Origin of the sequence: Sphingobium estronivorans, from assembly GCF_008692605.1 — a bacterium.
Lineage (GTDB): Bacteria > Pseudomonadota > Alphaproteobacteria > Sphingomonadales > Sphingomonadaceae > Sphingobium > Sphingobium estronivorans.
Genome location: NZ_LFCT01000007.1, coordinates 1 through 19,679, shown reverse-complemented (window position 1 = coordinate 19,679; position 19,679 = coordinate 1). Strand labels below are relative to the sequence as shown.

Here is a 19,679-nt window from a genome sequence, read left to right as displayed (position 1 = left end):
GGCGGCTGCGGCTTAACGGTAGGGCGCATCGGCGGCAAGGTTCGCAGCAATCGCGCGTTCCCATTTGTCGCCATTTTCAAGAAGCTTGGCCTTGTCATAGATCAGCTCCTCGCGCGTTTCCGTTGCAAATTCGAAATTCGGACCTTCGACAATGGCATCCACCGGGCAGGCTTCCTGGCAGAAGCCGCAATAGATGCACTTGGTCATGTCGATGTCGTAGCGGGTCGTGCGGCGGCTACCATCGTCACGCGGCTGCGCCTCGATAGTGATCGCCTGGGCCGGGCAGATCGCCTCGCACAGCTTGCACGCGATGCAGCGCTCTTCCCCATTGGGGTAGCGGCGCAGCGCATGCTCGCCCCGGAACCGCGGCGAAATCGGGTTCTTCTCATAGGGGTAGTTGATGGTCGCCTTGGGCTTGAAGAAATATTTCAAGGTCAGCCAATGCGCCTTCACGAACTCCCAGAGGGTAAAGGATTTGACGTAGTAACCGAGGCTCATTGTGCGCCTCCATAGCGCGTCAGCATGAGGAAGCCCGAAACCAGGAAGACGAACAGGAGCGAGGTCGGCAGGAAGATCTTCCAGCCCAGCCGCATCAGCTGATCGTAACGGTAACGGGGCACCGTCGCCTTCACCCAGGAGAAGACGAAGAAGAAGAAGGCGATTTTAGCCAGGAACCAGATGATGCCCGGCACCAGATACAGCGGCGCCCAGTCGAACGGCGGCAGATACCCGCCCCAGAACAGGATGGCGTTCAGACCGCACATCAGGATCACGTTGGCATATTCGCCCAGCCAGAACAGGGCGAAGGCCATGGACGAATATTCGGTCTGGTAGCCCGCGACGAGTTCCGATTCCGCTTCGGTGAGATCGAAGGGCGCACGCGCCGTTTCCGCCATGGCCGAGATCAGGAACATGATCGCCATCGGGAACAGCAGCGGGTTGAAGCCGTTGCCGTTCAGGAAACCATAATAGCCCTTCTGGCTCTCGATGATGGTCGAGATGTTGAAGCTGCCCGCCCACAGGACGACGGTGATCAGAATGAAGCCGATCGAGACTTCATAGCTGATCATCTGCGCGCTGGCGCGGATCGCGGAATAGAAGGGATATTTGGAGTTGGACGCCCAGCCCGAGAGCACCACGCCGTAGACGCCCAGCGAACTGATCGCGAGGATGTAGAGCAGGCCGACATTGATGTTGGCCAGCACCACCCCCACCTGGAACGGGATCACCGCCCAGGCCATCAGCGCGACGGTGAAGGTGATGATCGGTGCGATCAGGAACAGCGTCCGGTTGGACGCCGACGGGATGATGGTTTCCTGAAGGAACACCTTGGCGCCGTCCGCGAAGGACTGAAGCAGGCCGAAAGGACCGACGACGTTGGGACCACGGCGCAGCGCCATCGCCGCCCAGATCTTGCGGTCGGCATAGATGATCATCGCCACGGCCAGCATCAGCGGCAGGGCGATCACCAAAATACCGATGATCGTCGAAAGCAGCCATGCGCCTTCGAAGGGCAGGCCGAGATTTTGGAAGAAAGCGGTCACTCTGCGGCCTCCGCATACGTCTCACCGTGGACCAGCTCGGCCGAGCATTGCTGCATCGTCGGGCTGGCGCGGCAGATGGCGTTGGTCAGGTAGAAATCCTTGATCGGCGAACCGAATTCGCCGCTTGCACCGGTCGGCAGCGACGGAGCGGACCAACCGTAATCGGCCAGACCTTCCTGCCCCAGCGCCGGCACGGCCTTCGCCATTTCGGCGCGCAGCTGTTCGAAGCTGTCAAAGGGCAGCTTGGCCCCCAGCACTTCGGACAGCGCACGCAGGATCGACCAGTCCTCACGGGCATCGCCCGGCGCGAACACGGCCTTTTCGCCACGCTGCACCCGGCCTTCCAGATTGACATAGGTGCCAGCCTTTTCGGCGTAGCTCGCGCCCGGCAGGATCACGTCCGCCGCATGGGCGCCCTTGTCGCCATGGTGGCCGACATAAACTTTGAAGCTGTTCTCGAACGCCGAATAATCGACCTCGTCCGCGCCCAGCGAGAAGAGCAGCTTGGGCTTGGCCGCCGCCACCGCCTTGATGCCACCCTGTGTCGCATAGCCGAGCATCAGTCCGCCCATGCGCGACGCCGCGAAGTGCAGGACGTTATAGCCGTTCCAGCCGTCCTTGATCAGGCCCAGCGTCTCGACCAGCGCCAGCGTATCGCCATGCGCGCCGTCCTTCGCCAGGATGCCGCCGCCCGCGATCAACGCCGGACGCGCCGCCTTGCCAAAGGCTTCGACCACCGCTTCCGGCAGCTTGGCGAGCAACGACGCATCATTGCCCAGCCACTCGACCTTGTAGGTCAGGTCGACCTGCGGACCGATCGCGAAGACCTTTGCGCCCTTCTTGATCGCCTTGCGGATGCGGGTGTTCACCAGCGGCGCTTCCCAGCGCAGATTGGTGCCGACGAGCAGGATCGCGTCAGCAGTTTCAAGCCCCGCGAGCGTGGTGTTGAAGTTGACGGCGCTCAGGCTCGACACATCATAGGCAAGCCCGGTCTGACGGCCTTCGAGCATCGACCCGCCCAGCTTCTCGACCAGCGCCTTGCCCGCGAACATCGTCTCGCAGTCGAGCAGGTCTCCGGCAAGCGCCGCGACCGATCCGCCGTGCTTGACGGCGGCCACCGCCGCGAATGCCTCGGCCCAGGTCGCTTCGACCAGCTTGCCGTCCTTGCGCACGAAGGGCTTGTCGAGCCGCTTGCGCACCAGACCGTCCACATTGTGACGGGTCTTGTCCGACGCCCATTCCTCGTTCACGTCATCGTTGATGCGCGGCACGGCGCGCAGCACCTGACGGCCACGGCTGTCGAGGCGGATGTTGGTGCCGACCGCATCCATCACGTCGATGGCATGGGTTTTCTTCAGCTCCCAGGGACGCGCCTCGAACGCATAGGGCTTCGAGGTCAATGCGCCTACCGGGCAGAGATCGACCACATTGCCCGACAGCTCGCTCTTGGCGGCCCTTTCGAGATAGGTGGTGATCTGCATATTCTCGCCACGTCCAATCGCGCCGATTTCCGGCACGCCCGCGACTTCTTCCGCAAAGCGCACGCAGCGGGTGCACTGGATGCAGCGGGTCATGACCGTCTTGACGATCGGCCCCATATATTTTTCGGTGACGGCACGCTTATTCTCGTCGAAGCGGCTGGTGCCCTTGCCGTAAGCGACCGACTGATCCTGAAGATCGCATTCGCCGCCCTGATCGCAGATCGGGCAGTCGAGCGGGTGGTTGATGAGGAGGAACTCCATCACACCTTCCCGCGCCTTCTTGACCATCTCGCTGTCGGTGCGGATTTCCTGCCCTTCGCTGGCCGGCAGCGCGCAAGACGCCTGCGGCTTGGGCGGTCCGGGCTTCACCTCGACCAGACACATGCGGCAATTGCCCGCGATGCTCAGCCGCTCATGATAGCAGAAACGCGGGATTTCCTTCCCCGCCAGCTCGCAGGCCTGAAGAACCGTCGCCCCGGCCGGGACTTCCAGTTCTACGCCGTCAACTTTGACCTTCGGCATGGTTACTCCGCTGCCTCCATGACGGGGGCGCTACCCTTGTTTTCGTTGATCCGGCGCTCGATTTCCGGGCGGAAGTGCCGGATCAGGCCCTGGATCGGCCAGGCCGCCGCATCGCCGAGCGCGCAGATGGTGTGGCCTTCGACCTGCTTGGTGACCTGCTGAAGCATGTCGATTTCGCTGATGTCGGCCTCGCCCGAACGCAGGCGCTCCATCACGCGCCACATCCAGCCAGTGCCTTCGCGGCAGGGCGTGCACTGGCCACAGCTCTCATGCTTGTAGAAGTAGGAGAGGCGCGAAATGGCGCGGACGATGTCGGTCGACTTGTCCATGACGATAACGGCGGCGGTGCCAAGGCCGGAACCCAAAGCGCGCAGACCATCAAAGTCCATCGGCGCGTCCATGATCTCCTTCGCCGGCACCAGCGGAACCGAGGACCCGCCGGGGATCACCGCCAGCAGATTGTCCCAGCCGCCGCGAATGCCACCGCAATGCCGGTCGATCAGTTCCTTGAAACTGATGCCCATCGATTCCTCGACGACGCAGGGCTTGTTCACATGGCCGCTGATCTGGAAGAGCTTGGTGCCCTTGTTGTTCTCGCGGCCGAAGCTGGCGAACCATTCGGGCGAACGGCGCAGGATCGTCGGGCCAACCGCGATCGACTCCACATTGTTCACCGTGGTCGGGCAGCCATAGAGGCCCGCACCCGCCGGGAAAGGCGGCTTCAGGCGCGGCTGGCCCTTCTTGCCCTCGATGCTTTCGATCTGCGCGGTTTCCTCGCCGCAGATGTATGCGCCCGCGCCGCGATGGACGAAGACGTCGAAATCATAGCCGGACCCGCAGGCATTCTTGCCCAGGAAGCCCTTTTCATAGGCCTGCTCGACGGCGGCGAAGAGCACCTTCGCCTCATAGATGAACTCGCCGCGAATATAGATATAGGCGGCGCGCGCCCGCATCGCGAAACCGGCGATCAGCGCGCCTTCCAGCAGCTTGTGCGGATCGTGGCGGACGATTTCGCGGTCCTTGCAAGACCCCGGCTCGGATTCGTCAGCGTTGATAACGAGGAAGCTCGGACGGCCATCCTTGCTTTCCTTGGGCATGAAGCTCCACTTCATGCCGGTCGGGAAGCCGGCACCACCACGACCGCGCAGGCCGCTGGCCTTGATGCGTTCGATGATTTCGTCCTGGCCGATTTCCAGCAGCTTCTTGGTGTTGTCCCAATCGCCGCGCTTCATCGCCGCGTCGATGCCCCAATCCTGGAAGCCATAGACGTTGGTGAAGATGCGATCCTTGTCGGCAAGGGGTGCGATGACGTCGCTCATGCCCAATCCCCCCGATAATCGTGATTTTCGCTGACCATCTCCTTGAGCGTGCTCGGCCCACCCTCGGGGCAGCTGGTCTGGCGCTCGATCTGCGGCCCGATCTTGGGCTGCTTGCCAGCGGCGAGATCGTCGAGGATCGCGCTCATGCTGTCATAGGTCAGGTCTTCGAAATTATCGTCGTTGATCTGGACCATCGGCGCATTGGTGCAGGCGCCCAGACACTCCACTTCGCTCAGGGTGAACAGGCCGTCCGGCGTCGTGCCGCCCTTGACCAGACCCTTATTCTTGCAGGCCGAAAACACATCGTCCGAACCGCGCAGCATGCAGGGCGTCGTGCCGCAGACCTGCACATGATAGCGGCCGACCGGCGCGAGGTTATACATGGTGTAGAAGGTCGCGACCTCGTAAACGCGCATGTACGGCATTTCGAGCTGGTCGGCGATATATTCCATCACCGGCACGGGCAGCCAGCCATTGGTCTGCGTGTCCGCACCCACCTGACGCTGGGCCAGATCGAGCAGCGGCATCACCGCCGACTGCTGACGTCCGGCGGGATAGCGGGCAATCACCTTCTTCGCCTGTTCGGCATTCTCGGCCGTCCACGCGAACGCGCCCCAGCGCGCGCGGGTTTCGGCCTCGTCCGGGATATGAACTGCGTCAGCCATTAGCGGTCACATTCTCCAAACACGATGTCCATGGCGCCCAGGACAGCGGTGGTATCGGCCAGCATGTGGCCCTTCATCATGAAATCCATTGCCTGAAGGTGGCTAAAGGCGGTCGGGCGGATCTTGCAGCGGTAGGGCTTGTTGGAACCGTCCGCGACCAGATAGACGCCGAATTCGCCCTTGGGGCTTTCGGTCGCCACATAGACTTCGCCAGCGGGCACATGGAAGCCCTCGGTATAGAGCTTGAAATGGTGGATCAGCGCTTCCATCGAGCGCTTCATTTCCCCACGCTTGGGCGGCGACACCTTGCGGTCGAAGCTGGCGATCGGCCCTTCGGGCATCTCGCTCAGGCACTGCTTCATGATGCGCGCGGACTGGCGGACTTCCTCGACGCGGACCATGAACCGGTCGTAGCAGTCGAAGTTGGTACCGACCGGAACATCAAAGTCCATCCGGTCATAGACGTCGTAAGGCTGCGCCTTGCGGATGTCCCAGGGGATACCCGACCCACGGATCATCGGGCCGGAGAAGCCCCATTTCAGCGCGTCTTCCTTGGACACGACCGCGATGTCGACATTGCGCTGCTTGAAGATGCGGTTGTCGACCACCAGGCTCATCGCATCCTCGAACAGGCGCGGCAGGCGGGTGTCGAGCCAGTCAGCAATATCCGTCAGCAGCTTGAGCGGCACATCCTGATGCACGCCGCCCGGCCGGAAATAGGCCGAGTGCATGCGGGCGCCCGAAGCGCGTTCGAAGAAGTTGAGGCAATCCTCGCGGATTTCGAACAGCCACAGGTTCGGCGTCATCGCGCCGACGTCCATGACGTGCGATCCGAGGTTGAGCATGTGATTGCAGATGCGCGTCAGTTCCGCGAAGAACACGCGCAGATATTGCGCGCGCAGCGGCACTTCCAGATTCAGCAGCTTTTCGATGGCCAGCACATAGCTGTGCTCCATGCCGAGCGGCGAACAATAGTCCAGCCGGTCGAAATAGGGCAGCGCCTGCAAATAGGTCTTGTACTCGATCAGCTTCTCGGTGCCGCGATGCAGCAGGCCGACATGCGGGTCGCAGCGTTCGACGATTTCGCCGTCCAGTTCCATGACCAGACGCAGAACGCCGTGCGCAGCCGGATGCTGCGGACCGAAGTTGATCGTGTAGTTCTGGATCTGCGTGTCACCATAGGTCGGGTCGACCGCGTCGGTCACATGATCCAGCTTTTCCAAATAATCGGACATCAGGCTTTGCTCCCCTGGTCCTTGGCCTCAGCCTTTTCGTCGCCCGGCAGCACATATTGCGCGCCTTCCCACGGGCTCATGAAGTCGAAGCTGCGGAAGTCCTGCGCGAGGCGAACCGGCTCATAGACCACGCGCTTGTCTTCCTCGGAATAGCGCAATTCGACATAGCCGGTCAGCGGGAAGTCCTTGCGCTGCGGATGCCCCTTGAAGCCATAGTCGGTCAGGATGCGGCGCAGGTCGGCATTGCCTTCGAAGATGACCCCATACATGTCGAACACTTCCCGCTCCAGCCAACCCGCGACGGGCCAGAGATGCGTGACGGTCGGCACGGGCATATTCTCGTCGGTCGACACCTTGAGGCGGATGCGATGGTTCCGCGTAACACTGAGCAGATGATAGCAGACCTCGAAACGGTCCGGCCGTTCCGGATAATCGACGCCCGCCACTTCCATGAGTTGCTGATAGTGGGCGCGATCCCTCAGCAGAGCCATGGCATCGGCCAGCTTTTCCCGAACCACGGTGAAGCTCAGCTCATCGGCATGGTCGACCGTTTCGACCAGCATCGAACCCAGCAGACCGGCGATTTCCTGCGCGATCCCGTCAATGGTCGCGATCTTAGGAGCAGAATGACCCATATTAACGCTCAACCGTCCCAATCCGGCGGATTTTCCGCTGCAACTGCATCACGCCGTAAAGCAGCGCTTCGGCGGTCGGCGGACAACCCGGCACATAGATGTCGACCGGCACGATCCGGTCGCAGCCGCGCACCACGGAATAGCTATAGTGATAATAGCCACCGCCATTTGCGCAGCTGCCCATCGAAATCACATATTTCGGGTTGGACATCTGGTCGTAGACCTTGCGGAGCGCCGGGGCCATCTTGTTGCAGAGGGTTCCCGCGACGATCATCACGTCCGACTGGCGCGGGGACGCGCGCGGCGCGGCGCCGAAACGCTCCATGTCATAACGCGGCATGTTGACGTGGATCATCTCCACCGCGCAGCAGGCGAGGCCGAAGGTCATCCACCACAGCGATCCGGTCCGCGCCCACTGGAACAGCTCCTCGGTCGAGGTGACGAGGAAACCCTTGTCACTGACCTCGCTGTTCAGCGCATTGAAGAAATTCTGGTCGGGCTGCGTTCCCACCGGCGGCATGGTGCCGGGGATGGGACGGTCAAGTTCTACTCCCAATCGAGTGCTCCCTTCTTCCACGCATAGACGAGGCCGAGCACCAGCTCCGCTATGAAGATCATCATCGTCGCCCAGCCGGCCCAGCCGATCTGGTCGAGGCTGACCGCCCAGGGAAAGAGAAACGCCGCTTCCAGATCGAAGATGATGAACAGGATGGCGACGAGGTAGAATCGCACGTCGAACTGACTGCGCGGCTCTTCAAATGCCGGAAAACCGCATTCATATTCGGAAAGTTTGGCCGGATCGGGCTGATGCGCTCCGGTCAGGCGCCCCACCAGCATCGGCAGGAATACGAACGCGCTCGAAAGCAGCAAGGCGATCCCGAGAAAAATCAGGATCGGCAGATATTGGGCAAGATCGACCAACGGAATCCCCTGGGCGAATGAAATGTGTTGGCGCTTTAGGCCTGCCGCATATGCGAAGCAAGGGGCGAACCTGTGAGAATGATTCGCAACAGTTGCACAGGCCAAGTCACGCTAGCGAAAGCATGATCTTCAGCGGAGCGCGCCGGCCACCAGCTTGTGCAACTTGCTGTGAATGGCGTCATTCCCGGCAATGACTTCCTTCCGCTCGATCGGCTGGTCGCCGCCCCGGAAGTCGGTCGCGAAGCCGCCCGCCTCGCGCACCATCAGCAGGCCGGCCGCCACGTCCCAGGGCTGCAAACCGCTTTCCCAGAAGCCGTCATAGCGCCCCGCCGCCACATGGGCGAGGTCGAGCGAAGCCGCACCGAAACGCCGGATGCCCGCCACCGACGGCGCCACCGCGCCGAAGATGCGCGTCCATTCCGCCATATTGCCATGGCCCATGAACGGGATGCCCGTGGCGATCAGACATTCGCCCAGATCGCGCCGCGCCGATACCCGCAGCCGCTGGTCATGCCGCCAGGCGCCCCGGCTCTTTTCCGCCCAATAGGTTTCGTCAGTGACCGGCTGATAGACGATACCGCTCGTCACCTCGCGCTTCGATCCGCCGAAAAGCGGTTCCTCGACGGCAATCGAGATGGCGAAATGCGGGATGCCGTGCAGGAAGTTGGTGGTGCCGTCGAGCGGATCGATGATCCAGCGCGGCTTGGTGGGATCGCCGGCAATCTCGCCGCCCTCTTCCAGCAGGAAGCCCCAGTCGGGCCGCGCCTTCTGCAATTCCTCGACCAGTGTCTTTTCCGCCTGCTTGTCGGCCTTGGACACGAAGTCCGCCGGCCCCTTGCGGGACACCTGGAGATGCTCGACCTCGCCAAAGTCGCGGCGCAGCTTGGAGCCGGCCTTGCGCGCGGCGCGTTCCATGACGGTCAGAAGGCCCGAGTGCGATACCATTTTTCTCTTCTCCCCCCTTCCGCAAGCGGAAGGGGCCGGGGGTGGGAGGCCGCGCCAGCGGCCCTCAAAAGGAAGGGGCAGAAGGCTTGCTTTCGCTTGCCGCCCACCCCAGACCCCTCCCGCCAGCGGGAGGGGAGACAATCATGTCAGTCCGCGCGCTTCACATATTCGCGCTCATACACGTCGACGACGATGCGCGTGCCGGTGACGATATGCGGCGGCACCATGACGCGCACGCCATTGTCGAGGATGGCAGGCTTGTAGCTGGCCGAAGCGGTCTGGCCCTTCACCACGGCGTCGGCCTCCACGACCGTCGCTTCGATGGTTTCGGGGAGCTGCACGGAAATCGGGCGCTCTTCATACATTTCCAGGATGACCATCATGCCGTCCTGCAGGAAAGCGGCGGCATCGCCGATCAGGTCCTGCGGCAGGTTGATCTGCTCATAGGTCTCCGTGTCCATGAAGACGAGCATGTCGCCTTCTGCATAAAGATACTGGAAATCCTTGGTGTCGAGTCGGATGCGCTCGACCGTCTCGGCCGACCGGAAGCGCACATTATTCTTGCGCCCGTCGATCAGATTCTTGAGTTCCACCTGCATATAGGCGCCGCCCTTTCCGGGCTGCGTGTGCTGGATCTTCACGGCGCGCCACAGGCCGCCGTCATATTCGATGTTGTTGCCGGGACGAATCTCGACGCCGCTGATCTTCATGGGAAGAGCCTGCCTATATGTCTGAAGGTGAAAAGAGCCGGCCTGTATGAGGCTGCGCGCGCCCATACAGGCTGACGGCGCGAAGGGCAAGAGGCAGCCCTTATCGCGGCCTGGCAAGCAGCGGATAAGGATTGACCGCACGCCCGCCATACCAGCGTTCGCCCGCGGCCATTTCATGCACCGCGAAATGCAGATGCGGGGCGGTCGGATCGGCGTTGCCGCTGCTGCCGACACTGGCGATCCGCTGGCCGCGCCGGATCGGCTGCCCCTCGGCCAGGCCAGGCGCATAGCTGTCGAGATGCGCATAATAATAGATGCGCCGCCCGTCGCGCGATCGCTGATAGACGGTCCGGCCGCCGTCCGCACTCCAGAACAGTTTCTCCACCCATCCATCCGCCGCCGCCAGCACCGCCCTGCCCCGCGCCGCCATGATGTCGATCGCATCATGCGGCCGCGCGCCGCTGGCCCGTGCCTGGGTGAAGGTATCGGTGAGCGCCGATGGCGGCACGCCCTCGACGGGTATCAGCAACTCGCCCAGTTCGGCGGAGGCGGGACGAGGTGCCGAAACCGGCGCAGGCGCATCGGCCGGAACGATCCGCACGCAAAAATGGAGGAAGCCGACGCCGAGCAGAAGGGCAAGCCCGACCCCCGCCCAGCCCCGCGGCCTCATTCCTGAAACACCGCCTTGACGCCCGACTTCACCATCTGCGCCAGACGCGCCGCATCCCAATTGGTCAGGCGGATGCAGCCATGGCTCTCCGTCCGTCCGATCAACTGCGGCTCGGGCGTGCCGTGAATGCCATAATGTGGCTTGGACAGGTCGATCCACACCACGCCGACCGGCCCATTGGGACCGGGCTTCAACACCGCCTTTTGATCCTTGGCCGAAGAATCCCAGAAAAGGTCTGGATTATAATGAAAATCAGGATTGCGGCTCAAACCCTTGATTTCCCACGTTCCAATGGGCAAAGGATCATGCTGCGATCCCATGGTTGCGGGAAATTGGGCGATCAACCGATTGTCGGAATCATAAGCCCGCAGCACGCCGTCCGACTTGTCCACGACAACATGGTCGGCCTGCGGCTGGTCTTTCGCCACCCCCAGCCCGGCCAGCGTTTCGCCCCAGCCGCGCTCGTCGCCCTCGATCCGCGCGACTGGCTGGTTCGCAATCGCCGGCACCCGGATCGTCGTCCCCGCCGCCACCTTCGTATCGGGCTGGTTGAGCGCCACCAGAACCTCCGGCTTGGTATGGAAGCGCTCCGCCAGTTTCTCCAGCAAATTGCGATAGCCAAGCGCGGGCAACGCAGCCTGCTTGTCCAACCCTTTGGGCACGTTGAAGAACGGCCCCTTGGCAAAGCCAGCCGGAATCGTCACCAGCCATGTCGCGGGCTGGGGCCGGTCGCCGAGTAGCGCCTTGGCTGTCGCCTCATCATATTTGCCGTTGGCGGGCAGCCCCCGTGCCTCCTGAAACCCTTTAAGAGCGCTGGTGAAGGACATGCCTTCCTTCCCATCCAGCACGCCGGGCGAGAATCCCGCCCGGTCCAGCGCCACCTGCGCCTGAAGGATGGCCTCCACGCGCGCGGGCGCACCCGTCGGCTCGGGCACGATGACGAAGGCATAGGGATCGGGAGCCGGTGCCGCAGGTCTGGGCTGCGCCTCCGGCATCGTGTTGGAGGCGGCGCTTTCGTTCGCCTCCGTCACCGACATGTTGCAGGCCGCGCACAGCAGCGTCAGGATCAGGGAAGTGTTTTTCACGAGCCATTCTCTCCTTTTATCAGGGAGAAACGCGCGAAATTGCAGAAAGCTGCGAACCGAAGCCCTTACAGACCCGCCGCCCTGAAAGCCGCCACGCCGGCCTGCGGACCCTGGGGATGGTTCCACACCGCTCCGCTCACCGCCAGGAAATCGGCCCCTGCCTTCACCAGTGGCACGGCGTTGTCCGCCGTGATCCCGCCGATCGCGACGCAGGGCAATTCGAACAGCGCCGTCCACCAGCTCAGGATCGACGGATCGGGCCGGTAATGGGTTTCCTTGGTGGTCGTGGGATAAAAGGCCCCGAAGGCGACATAATCCGCCCCCGCCTCGCCCGCTTCCATGGCCAGATGGCGGCTGTCATGGCAGGTGACGCCGATCTGCACCTTGGGCCCGAGCAGCTTGCGCGCTTCCTTGGGATCGCCGTCCCCCTGCCCCAGATGCACGCCGTCCGCGCCGAGCCGCTGGGCCAGCGCCACACTGTCGTTGATGATGAAAGCGACATTCCGGTCTGCGCAAAGCTTCTGCAACGGCTCGGCGGCGCGGGCAATGGCATCATCGTCCAGCCCCTTCAGACGTAACTGGAAGGCTGCGATTCTCGGCCCGTCTTTGTCCCCGTCAAAGGCAGCGGCCAGGCTATCGACAAAGTTCGCCTCGATCTTCGGCGGCGAAATCAAATAAAGCTGGCAGGCCGGGCGGAAGCCCTGCTCGAAACGGTCTGCGAAATGCGGATCGAGGGCCAGTTCCTCGTCGGTGAAATCGGTCATGGCTGCTCAGTAGAGCAAGGCCACGGCCGACGAAAGGGCTATGGCGGCGCCGTTCGTTCGACAACCGCCATAGCCTTTTGGAAAATCAGGCCGCCTTCTTGGTCGAAGCGCCGTGGATTTCGTCGATCGCTTCGCCCAGCGAGGCGTTGAACTCGGCGTCGCTCATCTGGTGGCGCAGATCGTTCAGCAGCGCGCGGCTGAAGCTGGCGATGATGCCGCGATTCTTGGCCAGTTCGACGCAGGCTTCGGCGCGCGAGAAACCGCCCGACAGCGCCACGACGCGCAGCACGCGCGGATGGTCGACCAGCGGATCGAACAGGCCGGCCTTGACCGGCAGCGACAGCTTCAGCATGACCTTGTCATCGCCCGTCATCGCGTCGAGATTCTTGAGGATTTCCTCCAGCAGAATCTGGTCGGCGTCAGCGCGCTCAGGGCTCTTGATGTTCACTTCCGGCTCGATGATCGGAACCAGGCCGGCGGCCAGCACCTGCTGTCCGACTTCGAACTGCTGCTTGACGACGGCGGCAATGCCCTCGCGGTTGGCGAGGTTGATGACCGAACGCTCCTTGGTGCCGAACACGCCCAGCGCCTTGGCACGGTGCAGCAGCGTGTCGAGGGTCGGATTGGGCTTCATCAGCTGCACGCCGTTCGCCTCATCCTCCAGACCCTTGTCGATCTTGATGAACGGCACCACGCCGCGCTCGATCAGCGCCTGCGGCACGGACTGGCCGCCCGCTTCGCCGTCCATGGTGCGCTCGAACAGGATCGCGCCCAGCACCTTCTCGCCCGAGAAAACCGGCGAGGTGATGATGCGGCTGCGCATCGCGTGGATCAGGCCGAACATTTCCTCTTCATTGGTCCAGGCGTCGTCCTCGATGCCATAGCCCTTGAGCGCCTTGGGGGTCGAACCGCCGCTCTGGTCGAGCGCCGCGATGAAGCCGTTGCCGCCCTCGATCTTCGCCTTCATGTCCTCGAACTGCATCTGCACATACCTCTTTGTCTGAAGCGCCACCCCTCCGGCAGCGCACATGAAAGGAGGACGCCTTGCACGGCGTCCACAGTCGAGCGAGGCGGGCCACTCTTAAAGGCCACCCCGCAATTCTATCAGGCCATCAGCGCCTTCACGCCGGGCAGCTCCTTGCCTTCCATCCATTCGAGGAAAGCACCGCCAGCGGTCGACACGAAGCTGAAATCGCCCGCCACGCCCGCATGGTTAAGCGCCGCGACGGTATCGCCGCCGCCCGCGACGGAGGTGAGGCCCCCTTCCTTGGTCAGCGCCGCAGCGGTCTTGGCGAGCGCGACGGTCGCCTTGTCGAAGGGTGCGATCTCGAATGCGCCAAGCGGCCCGTTCCAGACCAAAGTCCGGCAATTCTTGATCGCGTCGCCCAGCGCCTCGACGGCGGCAGGTCCGACGTCGAGGATCATTTCATCCTCGGCCACCTCATGCACATTGCAGGTGCGGAGCGAAGCGGGGTTTGCCGCAAATTCCTTCGACACCACCACATCATAGGGCAGATGGATGGTGCAGCCCGCAGCCTCGGCCTTGTCGAAAATCGCCTCGGCCGTTTCGCTCAAATCCTTTTCGCACAGCGACTTGCCGACATCGACGCCGCGCGCAAAAAGGAAGGTGTTGGCCATGCCGCCGCCAATGATCAGATGATCGACCTTGGCGACAAGATTGTTGAGCACGTCGAGCTTGGTCGACACCTTCGCACCGCCGACCACCGCCGCGACCGGCTTTACCGGCTCGCCCAGCGCCGCCTGAAGCGCGTCCAGTTCCTTTTCCATCGAGCGGCCAGCGAAGGCAGGCAGCTTGTGCGCCAGACCCTCAGTCGAAACATGGGCGCGGTGCGCGGCCGAAAAAGCGTCGTTCACATAGAGATCGCCAATCGCCGCCATCGCTTCGGCCAGCGCCGGATCGTTCTTTTCCTCACCGGCATGGAAGCGGGTGTTTTCGAGGATCGCGATGTCGCCGTTGCGCATGACCTTGATGCCGTCGATCGCTGCTTCGCCCTGGCAATCGGGGATGAACTGCACGTCGCGCCCCAGCACGGCCGTCAGCGGGCGGGTGATCTTGGACAGCGAATATTCCGGGTTCTTCTGCCCCTTGGGACGGCCGAAATGGGCGAGGATCAGCACCTTGGCGCCGCGATCGGCCAGTTCCAGCACGGTCGGCATGGCGGCGCGCAGGCGGGTGTCATCGCTGACGGAGCCATCCTGCATCGGCACGTTCAGATCCTCGCGCACCAGCACCACCTTGCCCGTGATGTCCCCCATGTCGTCGAGTGTCTTGAACGGCTTGGCCATGATCGCTCCCTGTGATCGTATAACTAGTCAGTGATGAAAAACCCCGCCGGAGCGTTCCGGCGGGGTTCGTGTCGCTTAGAGGAACTTCGCCACGACACCCGTGGTGTCGATCATGCGGTTCGAGAAGCCCCATTCATTGTCGTACCAGCTAAGCACGCGGACCAGCGTGCCTTCGATGACCGCTGTTTCCAGGCTGTCGACGGTCGAGCTGCGGGCATCGCCATTATAGTCGATCGACACCAGCGGCTCGTCCGAATAGCCCAGAACGCCCTTGAGCGGACCAGCTTCCGAAGCGGCCTTCAGCAGATTGTTGACCTCTTCCTTGTTCGTTTCGCGCTTGGCGATGAACTTCAAGTCAACGACCGAGACGTTCGGGGTCGGCACGCGCACCGACGAGCCGTCCAGCTTGCCCTTGAGCTCGGGCAGAACCTCACCCACGGCGCGAGCGGCGCCGGTGGTGGTCGGGATCATCGACAGGGCAGCGGCGCGGGCGCGGCGCATGTCGCTGTGCAGCTGATCCAGCGTGTTCTGGTCGTTGGTGTAGCTATGGATCGTCGTCATGAAGCCCTTTTCGATGCCGATGGCGTCGTGCAGGACCTTGGCGAGCGGGGCCAGGCAGTTGGTGGTGCAGCTGGCGTTCGAGATGACGATGTCGTCGGCGCTCAGCGCGTCATGGTTGACGCCGAACACGATGGTCTTGTCGACGCCCGTGGCAGGCGCGGAAATGACGACCCGCTTGGCACCGGCGGTCAGATGGGCGCTCGCCTTTTCCTTGCTGGCGAAAATGCCCGTGCATTCCAGAGCGATGTCCACGCCCTGCGCGGCGTGCGGCAGCTTGGCCGGGTCACGCTCGGCGGTGACAGCGATGCGCTTGCCGTTGATGACCAATGCGTCGCCGTCGACGCTGACTTCGCCGGCCCAGTTGCCGTGGACGCTGTCGCGCTTGAACAGCAGGGCGTTCGCCTTGGCGTCGCCCAGGTCGTTGATGCTCACCAGTTCCAGATCATGGTCGGTGCGCGAAAGAATGGCGCGCGCCACCAGACGGCCGATACGGCCGAAACCGTTGATTGCTACCTTCGTTGCCACTGCTGTTGTCTCCCGATTTTGACGGTTGGTCTAAATTTCAGTCGAGCGCGGCCGCGATCTGCGGCGCGATCTTGGCGGCGGTCAGGCCGAAATGATCGTAGAGCACTTCCGCCGGAGCCGAGGCGCCGAACGTGTCGATGCCAAAGCGCAGGCCGGCAATGCCGGTATAGCGTTCCCACCCGAAGGTCGTCCCTGCCTCAATCGAGCAGCGCAGGACATGGTGCGGAAGGAGATCATCCTTATACGCCTGCGGCTGCGCCTCGAAATGCGCCCAGCTCGGCATGGAAACGACGTCGGCGCCGATGCCCCGCTCTTCCAGCAGCGCGGCGGTGGCGACGGCGATCTCGACTTCGGAGCCGGTGGCGATCAGCACAACCTTACGCTCGGCACTTGCGGCGCGCAGGCGATAGGCACCCTTGGCGCAGAGATTCTCGCCCGCCTTCTCCGTGCGGAGCTGCGGCAGATTCTGACGGGTCAGCGCCAGCACCGACGGGCCTTCGGCATCCTTGAGCGCCAGTTCCCAGCACTCCGCCGTCTCGACAATGTCCGCCGGACGATAGACGTCGAGATTGGGGATCATGCGCAGCGACATGACATGCTCGATCGGCTGGTGCGTCGGGCCGTCTTCGCCCAGACCGATGGAATCATGCGTCAGCACATGGATCGCGCGGGTCTGCTGGAGCGCGGCCAGACGGATGCCGCCGCGCATATAGTCGGAGAACACAAGGAAGGTGCCGCCATAGGGGATGACACCGCCATGCAGCGCCATGCCGTTCATCGCGCAGGCCATGCCGAATTCGCGAATGCCATAATAGACATAGCGGCCCGAATAATCGTCCCTGGTCAGCGGTCCGGTCGACTTGGTCTTGGTATTGTTGGAGCCGGTGAGGTCCGCCGAACCGCCCAGCGTCTCAGGCAGCAGATCGTTGATCGCGCCCAGCGTCAGTTCGCTCGCCTTGCGGGTCGCGACCTTCTGCGGATTAGCGATCAGCGTGTCGATATAGGCGTCCAGCGAGAAACCGGCGGGCAACTCGCCCGCCATGCGGCGCGAAAATTCCGCCTTCTGCGCACTGCCGTCCAGACGGCCTTCCCAGGCGGCTCGAACGTCCGCGCCCTTGGCGCCGATGGCCTTCCACGCCGCGGCAATGTCGTCGGGGATCACGAAGGGCGCGGCATCCCAGCCAAGGAACTCGCGGGCCGCAGCCACTTCGGCCTCGCCCAGTGCGGAACCATGCACGCCCGAAGTGCCCGCCTTGTTAGGCGCGCCATAACCGATCTTTGTGGCACAGGCGACCAGCGACGGACGCGGATCGGCCAGCGCCTCATCAATGGCGCGACGCACATCGGCGACGTCATGGCCGTCGCAGGACACGACATGCCAGCCGGTCGCGGCGTAGCGAGCGCGCACATCCTCGCTGCTCGACAGGTCGACCGAACCGTCGATGGTGATCTTGTTGTCGTCCCACAGAACGATCAGGCGACCGAGATTCAGATGGCCCGCCAGACCGATCGCCTCATGGTTGATGCCTTCCATCAGGCAGCCGTCGCCGGCCAGCACCCAGGTCCGGTGATCGACCAGATCGTCCCCGAACTGCGCGTTCAGATGCCGCTCGGCAATCGCCATGCCGACGGCGGTGGCCAGCCCCGAACCCAGCGGCCCCGTGGTCGCCTCGACGCCCGCCAGCTCGAAATTCTCGGGGTGACCGGCGCAGGGGCTGCCCAGCTGGCGGAAATTCGCGATATCCTCGATGGTCGGCTTGGCATAGCCGGTCAGGTGCAGCAGCGAGTAGATCAGCATCGATCCATGGCCCGCCGACAGGACGAAACGGTCGCGATCGGCCCATTTCGGCGCCTTGGGATCGAATTTCAGATAATCGCCGAACAGCACTGTGGCGACGTCCGCCATCCCCATCGGCATGCCCGGATGACCGCTGTTCGCGGCCTGCACGGCGTCCATGGAGAGCGCCCGGATGGCATTGGCGAGCGACTTTTCGGAAACGGTCATCGAGGCTGGCGCCTTTCCTGCTTGCAAGCGGCCCCCTGTAAGGCCGGCGAATCGAAATTGCGCCCCCTTTGTCGACTCCGGGACAATGCGTCAACTATAGGTGGCCCCAGGGGTGCGCCAAGCCGCCCAATGACGGCTTTTGCACGGTGAAAACTTTGTCTATGCGTGGACACATGGCAAGCGACCGCATGATGAAGGCGATCGCCACGCTGGAGCGTGCGATCGGCCGGCTCGAACAGGATGTGGACGGCCTTTTATCGGCCGCCCCCTCCGACATATCTCCCGGCATGGATGCCTCTGCCGCCCGCGCGGCGTTGCAATCGCTGGACAGTCTTATCACGGAACTCAAGGGGCAGGCCGGTGGCTGAAACGACATTGCATATCGCCGGGCGCGTCTATGACCTGCGCTGCCGCGACGGCGAGGAAGCGCATCTCGCCCATCTCGCCAATCTGATCGAGCGCAAGGCTCGGCTGGCGCAGCAGAACACGCCGGGCCTGACCGAAGTGCGCACGCTCCTCTTCGCCGCCCTTTTCATGGCCGACGAACTCAACGACCTGAAGCGGGAGGCCATCGGCCGCCAACAGAGCCTGGCGCTGGAGCCGGAGGACGAACCCGCCGTCCGCGCACTCGAATCCCTCGCCACCCGCATAGAAAAGCTGCGCGACAGACTTGCCGCCGCTGCGCCCCAAGCCTAAATAGAATGGCGACGGGCACTGCGCGGTACGAGCTTTAGCGAACATCCCTGAGGCGATAATCACATCCAAGGGGGCTGTCCCTGGGCGGGTTCCGGCCCGATCTACATGGTCCCCACCTGACGTTGAGGCGTCAGAGGATATTCCAGCACACGGCCGAGGTGGTCCCGTCACCCTCCCTCCCGCAACCCAAGGCGCAAGATGAGCGACGATACCGACAAGGCGGCCCTGCGCGCCATCGCCCGGCAGAGGCGTCGCGCTTTCGTGGCCTCGCTCGATCCTCTGGCTCACCGGCTGGCGTTCAAGGTGGTCCCTTCGCCCCTCGCCCGGCGCCTGGCCGACGCGCAGGTGGTGGCTCTCTATATGGGCCTGGACGACGAAGCCCCCGCCCAGCGGCTGGCCGCGCCGCTTCAGGCCATGGGCAAGACCATCGCCCTGCCCCGCGTGATCGATCGCCTGGGCAGCATGGATTTCCTGAGCTGGCGGCCAGAGGACCAGTTGTTCCCCGGCCTGTTCGGCACCAGCCATCCCGAACCCGTCGGCGATCCGGTGACTCCCGACGTCATCATCGCGCCTCTGGTCGGCTTCGACCGGGCGATGAACCGGCTTGGGCAGGGCGGCGGCTATTATGACCGGATCTTCGCCCGCTATCCCGACGCCCTGCGCGTAGGCCTCGCCTGGTCGGTGCAGGAGCATGACGCCTTGCCCGCCGATCCGTGGGATCTGCCGCTGCACCTGATCCTGACCGAAGTCGAACTGATCGAAAGCCACGAAGCATGAGCATCGACCCCCGGCACGTCTATAAGCCAAGCTGGCGCAAACCGGCGGGCATGTTCATCATATTGGGGCTGATCGCGCTTTGGGCCGTGCTGGTCGGCAGCCTGTCGGCCCTGATCGGCCGCCTGCCCATGATCGCACAGGTGCCCATTTATGTTTTTCTCGGCCTGGTCTGGATCTGGGTGCTGCCGCTGCGGCGGTTGCTGGCGTGGATGGAGACGGGACGCTGGCGCGGCTTGTGATGTGAAGATGGGTGGTGAGGGAACGCCCGCCCCTCCGTCACGTTAACGCCCCCATCGTCACCCCAGCGCAGGC

21 protein-coding genes and 1 pseudogene are annotated in these 19,679 nt (G+C 63.3%); 4 read left to right on the top strand and 18 right to left on the bottom strand.

Annotation, left to right across the window (positions count from 1 at the left end):
• Positions 1-12 precede the first annotated feature (12 nt).
• The 18 genes and pseudogenes from nuoI to tkt all read right to left on the bottom strand — a co-directional run bounded on the left by nuoI (position 13) and on the right by tkt (position 17,894).
• Positions 13-498 (bottom strand): NADH-quinone oxidoreductase subunit NuoI, encoded by a 486-nt coding sequence (gene nuoI / locus F7P65_RS06400; RefSeq protein WP_004211738.1) that lies wholly within the window; start codon positions 496-498, stop codon positions 13-15.
• A complete protein-coding gene (gene nuoH / locus F7P65_RS06395; protein WP_150290926.1) occupies positions 495-1,544 on the bottom strand; it encodes an NADH-quinone oxidoreductase subunit NuoH in 1,050 nt (349 codons plus the stop codon). Before nuoH ends, nuoI begins: the two co-directional genes overlap by 4 nt.
• Entirely contained in the window at positions 1,541-3,547 is a 2,007-nt protein-coding gene (nuoG, locus tag F7P65_RS06390) for an NADH-quinone oxidoreductase subunit NuoG (RefSeq protein ID WP_150290925.1), read from the bottom strand. Before nuoG ends, nuoH begins: the two co-directional genes overlap by 4 nt.
• Before the next feature lie 2 nt (positions 3,548-3,549).
• Complete coding sequence (gene nuoF / locus F7P65_RS06385) at positions 3,550-4,866, bottom strand: NADH-quinone oxidoreductase subunit NuoF (protein ID WP_150290924.1); 1,317 nt, start codon at positions 4,864-4,866, stop codon at positions 3,550-3,552.
• Complete coding sequence (gene nuoE, locus F7P65_RS06380) at positions 4,863-5,531, bottom strand: NADH-quinone oxidoreductase subunit NuoE (RefSeq protein WP_150290923.1); 669 nt, start codon at positions 5,529-5,531, stop codon at positions 4,863-4,865. The genes nuoF and nuoE overlap by 4 nt, the downstream gene beginning before the upstream one ends.
• Positions 5,531-6,766 carry an NADH-quinone oxidoreductase subunit D gene (locus tag F7P65_RS06375; RefSeq protein WP_150290922.1) on the bottom strand — a complete coding sequence of 412 codons (1,236 nt, stop codon included), beginning with the start codon at positions 6,764-6,766 and terminating at the stop codon, positions 5,531-5,533. Before F7P65_RS06375 ends, nuoE begins: the two co-directional genes overlap by 1 nt.
• 29 nt (positions 6,767-6,795) lie before the next feature.
• Positions 6,796-7,401, bottom strand: a pseudogene (locus tag F7P65_RS06370) (NADH-quinone oxidoreductase subunit C); the annotation flags it as partial.
• A gap of 1 nt (position 7,402) precedes the next feature.
• Positions 7,403-7,957 carry a NuoB/complex I 20 kDa subunit family protein gene (locus F7P65_RS06365; protein ID WP_476749602.1) on the bottom strand — a complete coding sequence of 185 codons (555 nt, stop codon included), beginning with the start codon at positions 7,955-7,957 and terminating at the stop codon, positions 7,403-7,405.
• Positions 7,948-8,322 carry an NADH-quinone oxidoreductase subunit A gene (locus F7P65_RS06360; protein WP_150290920.1) on the bottom strand — a complete coding sequence of 125 codons (375 nt, stop codon included), beginning with the start codon at positions 8,320-8,322 and terminating at the stop codon, positions 7,948-7,950. The genes F7P65_RS06365 and F7P65_RS06360 overlap by 10 nt, the downstream gene beginning before the upstream one ends.
• Positions 8,323-8,451: 129 nt before the next feature.
• Entirely contained in the window at positions 8,452-9,267 is an 816-nt protein-coding gene (locus tag F7P65_RS06355) for an inositol monophosphatase family protein (protein WP_150290919.1), read from the bottom strand.
• A 146-nt stretch (positions 9,268-9,413) separates the two neighbouring features.
• Complete coding sequence (gene efp / locus F7P65_RS06350) at positions 9,414-9,977, bottom strand: elongation factor P (RefSeq protein ID WP_037450119.1); 564 nt, start codon at positions 9,975-9,977, stop codon at positions 9,414-9,416.
• Between the two features lie 100 nt (positions 9,978-10,077).
• Positions 10,078-10,647 (bottom strand): M23 family metallopeptidase, encoded by a 570-nt coding sequence (locus F7P65_RS06345; RefSeq protein ID WP_150290918.1) that lies wholly within the window; start codon positions 10,645-10,647, stop codon positions 10,078-10,080.
• Positions 10,644-11,732, bottom strand: a complete 1,089-nt coding sequence (locus tag F7P65_RS06340) for a L,D-transpeptidase family protein (RefSeq protein WP_150290917.1) — start codon at positions 11,730-11,732, stop codon at positions 10,644-10,646. Before F7P65_RS06340 ends, F7P65_RS06345 begins: the two co-directional genes overlap by 4 nt.
• 65 nt (positions 11,733-11,797) lie before the next feature.
• Positions 11,798-12,496: a thiamine phosphate synthase gene (gene thiE / locus F7P65_RS06335; RefSeq protein ID WP_150290916.1), complete on the bottom strand. Its 699-nt coding sequence runs from the start codon at positions 12,494-12,496 to the stop codon at positions 11,798-11,800.
• 85 nt (positions 12,497-12,581) lie between these two features.
• Positions 12,582-13,478 carry a fructose bisphosphate aldolase gene (locus tag F7P65_RS06330; protein ID WP_150290915.1) on the bottom strand — a complete coding sequence of 299 codons (897 nt, stop codon included), beginning with the start codon at positions 13,476-13,478 and terminating at the stop codon, positions 12,582-12,584.
• 122 nt (positions 13,479-13,600) lie between these two features.
• Positions 13,601-14,803 carry a phosphoglycerate kinase gene (locus F7P65_RS06325; RefSeq protein WP_150290914.1) on the bottom strand — a complete coding sequence of 401 codons (1,203 nt, stop codon included), beginning with the start codon at positions 14,801-14,803 and terminating at the stop codon, positions 13,601-13,603.
• Positions 14,804-14,878: 75 nt separating this feature from the next.
• The gene (gene gap, locus F7P65_RS06320; protein ID WP_150290913.1) at positions 14,879-15,889 is read right to left on the bottom strand and encodes a type I glyceraldehyde-3-phosphate dehydrogenase; all 1,011 of its coding nucleotides are present in this window, start codon (positions 15,887-15,889) and stop codon (positions 14,879-14,881) included.
• Between the two features lie 37 nt (positions 15,890-15,926).
• Positions 15,927-17,894: a transketolase gene (tkt, locus tag F7P65_RS06315; protein WP_150290912.1), complete on the bottom strand. Its 1,968-nt coding sequence runs from the start codon at positions 17,892-17,894 to the stop codon at positions 15,927-15,929.
• A gap of 173 nt (positions 17,895-18,067) precedes the next feature.
• Between tkt and F7P65_RS06310 the strand changes: the two genes are divergently transcribed.
• The 4 genes from F7P65_RS06310 (at position 18,068) to F7P65_RS06295 (ending at position 19,606) form a co-directional block, all read left to right on the top strand.
• On the top strand, positions 18,068-18,262 hold the full coding sequence (locus F7P65_RS06310; protein ID WP_240334220.1) for a hypothetical protein: 195 nt from the start codon (positions 18,068-18,070) through the stop codon (positions 18,260-18,262).
• Positions 18,255-18,590, top strand: coding sequence for a cell division protein ZapA (locus F7P65_RS06305; protein ID WP_150290911.1), 336 nt, complete (start codon positions 18,255-18,257; stop codon positions 18,588-18,590). The genes F7P65_RS06310 and F7P65_RS06305 overlap by 8 nt, the downstream gene beginning before the upstream one ends.
• 198 nt (positions 18,591-18,788) lie before the next feature.
• Positions 18,789-19,367, top strand: a complete 579-nt coding sequence (locus F7P65_RS06300; protein ID WP_150290910.1) for a 5-formyltetrahydrofolate cyclo-ligase — start codon at positions 18,789-18,791, stop codon at positions 19,365-19,367.
• Positions 19,364-19,606, top strand: a complete 243-nt coding sequence (locus F7P65_RS06295) for a DUF2842 domain-containing protein (RefSeq protein WP_150290909.1) — start codon at positions 19,364-19,366, stop codon at positions 19,604-19,606. The genes F7P65_RS06300 and F7P65_RS06295 overlap by 4 nt, the downstream gene beginning before the upstream one ends.
• Positions 19,607-19,679: the final 73 nt, after the last annotated feature.